7 protein-coding genes are annotated in these 7,204 nt (G+C 64.1%); 3 read left to right on the top strand and 4 right to left on the bottom strand.

Annotated features, from left to right (window positions below):
- Window positions 1-62: 62 nt before the first annotated feature.
- The 4 genes from Q0Z44_RS17785 to Q0Z44_RS17800 form a co-directional block, all read right to left on the bottom strand.
- A complete protein-coding gene (locus tag Q0Z44_RS17785) occupies window positions 63-935 on the bottom strand; it encodes a polysaccharide biosynthesis tyrosine autokinase (protein WP_298015261.1) in 873 nt (290 codons plus the stop codon).
- A gap of 7 nt (window positions 936-942) precedes the next feature.
- Window positions 943-2,367 (bottom strand): chain length determinant protein EpsF, encoded by a 1,425-nt coding sequence (gene epsF, locus Q0Z44_RS17790; protein WP_298015263.1) that lies wholly within the window; start codon window positions 2,365-2,367, stop codon window positions 943-945.
- A 31-nt stretch (window positions 2,368-2,398) separates the two neighbouring features.
- Complete coding sequence (locus Q0Z44_RS17795; protein ID WP_298015265.1) at window positions 2,399-3,328, bottom strand: GDP-L-fucose synthase; 930 nt, start codon at window positions 3,326-3,328, stop codon at window positions 2,399-2,401.
- Between the two features lie 249 nt (window positions 3,329-3,577).
- The gene (locus Q0Z44_RS17800; protein ID WP_298015267.1) at window positions 3,578-4,468 is read right to left on the bottom strand and encodes a WecB/TagA/CpsF family glycosyltransferase; all 891 of its coding nucleotides are present in this window, start codon (window positions 4,466-4,468) and stop codon (window positions 3,578-3,580) included.
- Window positions 4,469-4,670: 202 nt separating this feature from the next.
- On the opposite strand from Q0Z44_RS17800, the gene Q0Z44_RS17805 reads away from it, so the two are divergent.
- Genes Q0Z44_RS17805 through epsI form a run of 3 tightly spaced genes read left to right on the top strand, consistent with a single transcriptional unit; the run spans window position 4,671 to window position 7,165 of the window.
- Window positions 4,671-5,513 carry a glycosyltransferase gene (locus Q0Z44_RS17805; RefSeq protein WP_298015269.1) on the top strand — a complete coding sequence of 281 codons (843 nt, stop codon included), beginning with the start codon at window positions 4,671-4,673 and terminating at the stop codon, window positions 5,511-5,513.
- A 52-nt stretch (window positions 5,514-5,565) separates the two neighbouring features.
- Complete coding sequence (gene xrtB / locus Q0Z44_RS17810) at window positions 5,566-6,483, top strand: exosortase B (RefSeq protein WP_298015271.1); 918 nt, start codon at window positions 5,566-5,568, stop codon at window positions 6,481-6,483.
- On the top strand, window positions 6,467-7,165 hold the full coding sequence (gene epsI / locus Q0Z44_RS17815; protein ID WP_298015274.1) for an exosortase-associated protein EpsI, B-type: 699 nt from the start codon (window positions 6,467-6,469) through the stop codon (window positions 7,163-7,165). Before xrtB ends, epsI begins: the two co-directional genes overlap by 17 nt.
- Window positions 7,166-7,204 lie beyond the last annotated feature (39 nt).

Below are 7,204 nucleotides of genomic sequence, written 5' to 3' on the forward strand. Positions count from 1 at the left end.
GAGAGCAACTTTCTTTGTCATGGAAGTGGTGTCCTGCTTGAATGTGTGCTGTGAGTCGGAGGTCAGTACTCGTTGACCAACGCCCCAGCGATCTGGATCTTGCTTTTGTTCAGGTGCGCGACGAGTGCTTGCATTGGCTTGACCCGGCTCTCGCCCTTGCGGCCAATGACCATGGCGGCGCCACAATGGGCGGCGATGATGCGGGCGTCCGGGCCATGGGTGGCTGCAGGGGTGTCGACCAGCACGTGGTCAAACTTGGCGAGCAGCTCGCGCAGCAAGAGACTGAATGCTGCGCGGTGCAATAGCTCGGCAGGGTTGGGAGCTTGAACGCCGGCTGGTAGCAGGTACAGGTTGGGAAGGTGCGCCACAGGCTTAATGACGTTGGGCTCGGTGCGGCCGGCCAGGATGCCGCTCAGGCCGGGGCTGGCCTCAACGCCGAACACTTCGTGCAGCCGCGGACTGCGCAGATCGGCATCGATCAGCAATGTGCGGCCTGGCAGCTGGCTGAAGGCCACCGCGAGGTTGGCTGCGATGAAGCTCTTGCCGTCACCGGAGTTGGCGCTCACGATGGCGAGCGGGCGGCGATTGTCACCTTCGGCCATGACGCCCATGAGCAGCTGAGTGCGGAGGTCGCGGAAGGCCTCGATGTTCTCCGAGAACGGGCTGTTCGCGACCACCAGCTCGTCGTTCAAGCTGCGCTCGGAGACCGGGGCGTAGGGGTAGTGAAACTGCTGGGACAGCGCCCAGATGATGTCTTCAGGCCGCGCCATGCCGAGGGCGACGACCGCTTCACCGAAGCGAATACCGTGTGCGCGCTGGTATTCGAGCGCTTGATCGACCTGCTCGCCGGTGAGGCCCTTGGTGCGCCGAAGGATCTCACCGAGCGACGGGTCTTGCACGTTGGCGTCCATGGAGTGGGTGGGATTCGTGGTCATGTGATGCTCAAGCGTTGTTTGGCAGCGCCTTCATGTCGGAGCGGCCCAAACCCAGGCGCTTCGGCAGGTCGCGAATTTCGTCGCGCTTCTTGAATGATGGGACGCTACCAAGAAGCGGAAGGCCGAGCATGGGCTCCACCTCGCTGAGCGTGCGCAAACGTCGGTCGTTGAGTTCCATGCCAAGCACGAGGGCAAGCGTGACCACGAAGGCTGCAGCGCCACCGAGTACAACATTTGTGAGCAGACGGGGGGAGGATGGGACCGACGGCGCTTTGGCGGCTTCCAGCGCAGCGACGTTGGACTGCTGTGCCATGCTCTCCAGACCGGTGTTTTGCAGGCGTGCGACCACGCCGTCCAGGGCTTTTTGCGCACTGTCCACCTCGCGCTGCAGTACGGCAGCCTGGTCACGGATGTTTTTCAGCTTCAGCACCTTGGCACGCTGTTCTTCGAGCGACGCACGCAGTTGCGCAACGCGCGAGGCATTCACCGAGTTGTTGACGCCGAGACTGCTGGCGACGCGACGGATTTCACCTTCAAGCTTGCTACGGAGGTCGGTGACGCTGGAGCGCAACTCAATTACTTGGGGATGATTCTCACCGTACTTGGCTCGGAATTGCTGTAATTGTGCTTCTTGCCGCACCAGATCTGCCTTCATACCCGAGATGAGCGGGTTTGCAATGACATCAGGAGACTGATCGGCGCGCGAGACGGCTGCGGCTTGGCGGCTTCCTGAGTCTGCAGCAACCGCCTGCAACGAAACGAGTTGCGCAGACAACTCATTCAGTCGGGAGGTCTCGATATCGAAGCGCTCGTCAGTCACCACCAAGCCTTGCTGCTGCTGAAAGGTCGAAAGCCGCGTCTGGGCTTCAAGCAAATTCGCCTTCAATTGCTTTGCGCTGTTCCCGAACAAATCGTTGAATTGCTTCGCCGGATCTGTTCTTAGCTCGACAGTCGTCTCTAGATAGGCGCGAATGAAGCCGTTAACAATTGCGGCCGCGAACTGCGGGTCCGGGGACTTATAGCTGATATAGATCACATTCGAGCCACGGGAGGGCCGGGCTTCCAGGCCCGACCTGAGAAGCTGTGCCACCCAGGCCTGGAAGTCGCCTACTCCACCAGTAGATTCTCGCCAGTTCTCCTGCATCACTTTTGAGTCGGCAAGGCGGAGATTGCGCACGACCTGCTGTGCAACCCGTGAACTGGTCAGAATGTCGATCTGCGTCATCAGGAAGCTCGGCTGCGCCACACCTGCCAGGACCATACCGGCAATCGGATCAGGCGACTTGATGTCCACCACCACCGAGCCAGACGCGGTGTAAGTCTTCGGCCAGAGCAGCGTCGCGGTCGTGACGGAGCCAAGAATCAGCACGAACGTGCTCAGTGCGATCAGCCAGCGCGCGCGCAGGATGGCGATCAGTTGTTCAAAAGTCATCAGATTGCTCCGTTAAGGCGGGCGGTGGCTGTCAGGCCTGGCGGCTCAGGAAATCTTGGTAAGCCAGCGCGATGCCGTCTTCCAGCGAGGTGCGCGCCTTCCAGCCCAGGCTGTGCAGGCGCGACACGTCCATCAGCTTGCGCGGGGTGCCGTCCGGCTTGGTGCTGTCAAAGGTGAGGTCGCCCTCGAAGCCGACCACCTTGACCACCGTTTCGGCCAGCTCACGGATGCTGACGTCGGTGCCAGTGCCGATGTTGACGAGCGGGCCGCTGTAACCCTGCTCCATCAGGTGGACGCAGGCGTCGGCCAGGTCGTCGGCGTACAGGAACTCACGCATCGGCGTGCCGGTGCCCCACACCACCAGGCTGGCGTCGCCGCGCTGCTTGGCTTCGTGGGCCTTGCGGATCAGCGCGGGCAGCACGTGGCTGTTGTTGAGGTCGTAGTTGTCGTTCGGGCCGTAAAGGTTGGTGGGCATCACGCTGATGTACTGGCGGCCGTACTGGTCGTTGTAGGCCTCGCAAAGCTTGATGCCGGCGATCTTGGCGATGGCATAGGGCTCGTTGGTGGGCTCCAGCGGGCCGGTCAACAGGCAGTCTTCCTTCAGCGGTTGGGGGGCCAGCTTGGGGTAGATGCAACTCGAGCCCAGGAACATCAGGCTTTGCACGCCGGCCGTGTGGGCAGCGTGGATCAGGTTGGTCTCGATCACCAGGTTCTGATAAAGGAACTCGGCGCGGTAGACGTTGTTGGCATGGATGCCGCCCACCTTGGCGGCTGCGATGAAGAGGTAGTCGGGCCGCTCGGCGTGCATGAAATCGTGCACCGCCTGCTGGTTGAGGAGGTCGAGTTCCTGGCGGCCACGGGTCAGCACCTGGGTGTAACCGCTCTGCTGAAGGCGGCGCACGATGGCCGAACCCACCATGCCGCGGTGACCTGCCACGAAGATCTTCGCTTGTTTTTCCATGAAACGGATGTGAGGGGAAGTCGTGCGGGATGGATGCGAGGCGGCTCAGGGAGTTCCCGCTCCCCCCCTTGAATGAAGTGGTGCTGCCCTGCGCGCAAGAGTCGGGCCAGTGTACTGACGCCTGCTGACGATTTGGTGGCAGTTGCAACACGTGGCCACCCGAGAGAGGGGGCCCCACGGTGGTGCGCCGTTGCAGAAAGTAAAAACGCCGCTCGATGGCGGCGTTTTTGGTATGGGGGCGTGGGCCGGTCAAGCTTCCTGGCCCTTGCCCGACCTCCGTCCGGTCACCATCAGCTTCAGCATGCGCCCCACGAACACCGTATTGGTGTGCAGGTAGCGCTTGAGCAGCCGCCGGGGCTCGCTGGCCAGGCGGTGCAGCCATTCCAGGCCGGCCTTCTGCATCCACAGCGGGGCGCGCGCCAGCGTGCCGGCGTGGTAGTCGAACGCGGCGCCGACGCCAAGCATCACGGCGTGCACGCGGCCCCTGTGGGCCGACATCCAGGCTTCCTGCTTGGGGCACCCCAGGCCGACGAACACCACATGGGCGCCAGAACGGTTGATCTGGTCGATGTGCGCCTGGTCTTCTTCGGCGGTGAGCGAGCGATAGGGGGGCGACACCATGCCGGCGATCTGCAGGCGGGGGAAGTGCGCCACGATGCGGGCGCGCAGCTTGTCGAGCGTTTCGGGGGTGCTGCCGTAGAAGAACACGCGCTGCTTGAGGCGCTGGGCTTCGGCCAGGTAGCGCCACATCAGGTCGGGGCCGCTGAGGCGGGTCTGTTCCGGGTGGCCTTCACGGCGCAGGGCCCAGGCGATGGGCGCACCGTCGGGCAGGGCGAGGTCGGCCTGTTCGATGACGCGGCGGAATTCGGCGTCTTCGCTGGCTGTGACGACCGAGTGCACATTGCACAGGGTGACATAGCGGGACTGACGCAGGGCGGCCCAGGTGGCGATGCGGTTGATGCATTCGTCCCAGGTGAGGGCGTCGATGTGGCTGTCGAGGACGAAAGCGCCTTGTCGGGTGAATGGGCTGAGGATGGCTTGCTTTTTCAACGGCGACTCGCTGGCTCGGGACGGCGCGGGCCAGCGCTTGTCCGCAAGGGGCAGCGAGGGGTAGCCGAAGTTGGGATCAGGATGTCGCATGTGTACCCCGCGGGGCAGTTGAAGGCGCCCTTTTGATCGGGCTTCAACAAATTCTAGGAGTGGGGTGGTACGCAGAAGTTCAGGGAAAGTGCTCGGTCACCGGCCGCAGCCTCGGTAAGGCGTCACGTTCAGCGGAAGACCAGGGGTTTTTGCGCGCCGGGTGGCCGATCGGCAGACTAGGGTCCGTGCTGATAATCCAGCCATGAGTGAAACACAGAACCCGGTTCCGCTGCTGTCGGTCGTGACCGTGGTCCGCAACGATCTGGCAGGGCTGAAAGCCACGATGGCGAGCCTGCGCGCGCGCCTCGGGCAGCCGTTGGCGCAGGGGGCTGTCGAGCACGTCGTCATCGACGGCAGCACCAACGACGAGATTCGCAACTTCCTTTTGCAGCAGGCCATTGCGCCGGGTTCATGGGTGTCGGAGCCGGATCGCGGCATCTACGATGCGATGAACAAGGGGCTGGATCGGGCGGGTGGCCGGTACGTTCTTTTCATGAATGCGGGGGACGTGTTTTCGTCCTTTTTTGATTGGCGTTTGCTTGTCCCTCACTTGAGGGGAGGCTCACGGGTGTTGCTTGCCTACGCGGTGGAGTGTTTTGGCAACGACCGCTATTTGCGCCCCGGCCTGGGGCGTGAGGGGCACGTGTTCGGGGCGCCGTCGCACCAGTCCACCTTCTATCCGCGGGCGTTCTTTGCTGAGGCCCGCTATCGGCTGGATCTGCCGGTGAAGGGCGATGGCGACTACACGAAACGCGCGATCGAGCAGGTGGGGGCGTTGTTCCTGCCGACGGTGGTGGCGGAGTTCGCGCTCGGCGGGGTCTCATCCAACTACACGGCCACCAAGGTGCTGCGTCGTCGCCTGGCCGAGCAGGAGGTCTGGCGCGAGCGCGCCAAGCTGCTGATCAAGTTCGTGTTGTGGCGCCTGTTACCGCAGCGCTGGTTCTACCGGGTGCTGGCCTGGGGCAAATACACCCCACTCGATCACGGGGGGCTGCCCGGGCTGCGGGCCGCGCCGCTAGAGGGACCTGCCGGCAGGGCAGGGTAGTCACGTAGCAGGCCCGAGCGGAACTTATCCATCGGGCAGGTAACAATTCGCCATGTCTGTTGAAGTCACGCCGCCGTCGGGTGCGGTCACCCCATTGCCCGCCTCGCCGCTGACCCTGCCCGGGCAAGGTTGGGGCGTTGTGCTCTTGCTGGTCGGGTTCTTCTGCCTGTATGGCCCGACCTATGCACACCTGGCGGTGTCGACCTGGGCGACCGACGAGCAGGGCCATGGGCCGCTGATCGTCGCAGCCAGTGCGTGGCTGTTGTGGACGGCGCGCGGCGAAATCTTTGCCGGCCCCGCCCGGCCCGCGTTGGGGGTGGGCTTTGGGCTGCTGGCCTTCGGGCTGCTTTGCTTCATGGTGGGGCGCTCGCAGTCGGTGATCGAGCTTGAGGCCGGCTCGCAGGTCATCGTGCTCGCATCCGGGCTGCTGATCCTGCATGGCTGGGGGGCGTTGAAGCGCGCCTGGTTTCCGATCCTGTTCCTGCTGTTTTCGGTGCCGCTGCCCGGGGCGCTGGTGCAGGCGATCACGATGCCGCTCAAGCACGCGGTGTCGGTGGTGGCTGAGAAGGTCCTGTACTTGGCCGGCTACCCGATCGGACGCTCGGGCGTGATGCTCGTCATCGGGCCGTACCAGCTGCTGGTGGCCGATGCCTGCTCGGGGCTGAACTCGCTGTTCACGCTCGAGGCGCTGGGCCTGCTCTACATGAAGGTGATGCGCTACCAGTCGAAGGCGCGCAACGTGCTGCTGGCTGTGATGATCGTGCCGATCTCGTTCGTGTCGAACGTGGCGCGGGTGCTGGTGTTGGTGCTCATCACCTACCACCTGGGCGACGAGGCCGGGCAGGGCTTTGCGCACGGCTTTGCCGGGATGGTGCTGTTTGCCATCGCGCTGGTGCTGACGTTCCTGTTCGACCGCCTGCTGGCGGCCCGTTTTGACCGTGACGGAGGCGCCCGTGCTGAAGTTCGATGACCTGCGCCGCGTGACGGGGGCCACCGTGGTGGCCCTGGCTGCGATGCTGCTGTCCGTGGGCGGCGCGGAGGCGCTGAAGCCGTCTCGCGTGCTGGCCGATGAACTGCCGGCGCTCGACCTGGAAACGGTGATCCCGAAGCGGTTCGGCGACTGGGTGCTGCGGGCCGACGCCGCGCCGGTGGTGTCTGACCCGACGCTGGATGCCACGCTCGCGAAGTTCTACTCGCAGACCCTGGCGCGCACGTATGTGAACAGCCGGGGGCAGGCCATCATGCTGTCGCTGGCCTACGGCAAGAACCAGAACTCGTGGAACACGGCGGCCCACCGGCCGGAGTTCTGCTACGACGCCCAGGGGTTCACGGTGGTGGGGCGGGGCGTGCATGATCTGCCCCTGGCCAGCCATGACGTGCCGTCGGTGCGCATGGTGGGCACCAAGCACCAGAGGCATGAGCCGGTGACGTACTGGGTCACGCTGGCCGACACCGTCACGGTGCCGGGCTTCCGTCGCAAGCTGCAGCAGGTCCGCTATGGTCTTCAGGGCCAGATCGTCGACGGCTTGCTGGTGCGGATGTCGTCGCTGGGCCAGGACGAGGCAGAAGAATTTGCGCTGCACGAGGCGTTTGCCCGTGAGTGGGAGCGAGCCATGTCGCCGGACATGCGCCCCCGGTTTTTTGGACACTGAACGCAGAAAGTTTTGGACATGAGCAAGAAAGTCGCCCTG

Origin of the sequence: uncultured Aquabacterium sp. (genome assembly GCF_947366995.1) — a bacterium.
Lineage (GTDB): Bacteria > Pseudomonadota > Gammaproteobacteria > Burkholderiales > Burkholderiaceae_C > Aquabacterium.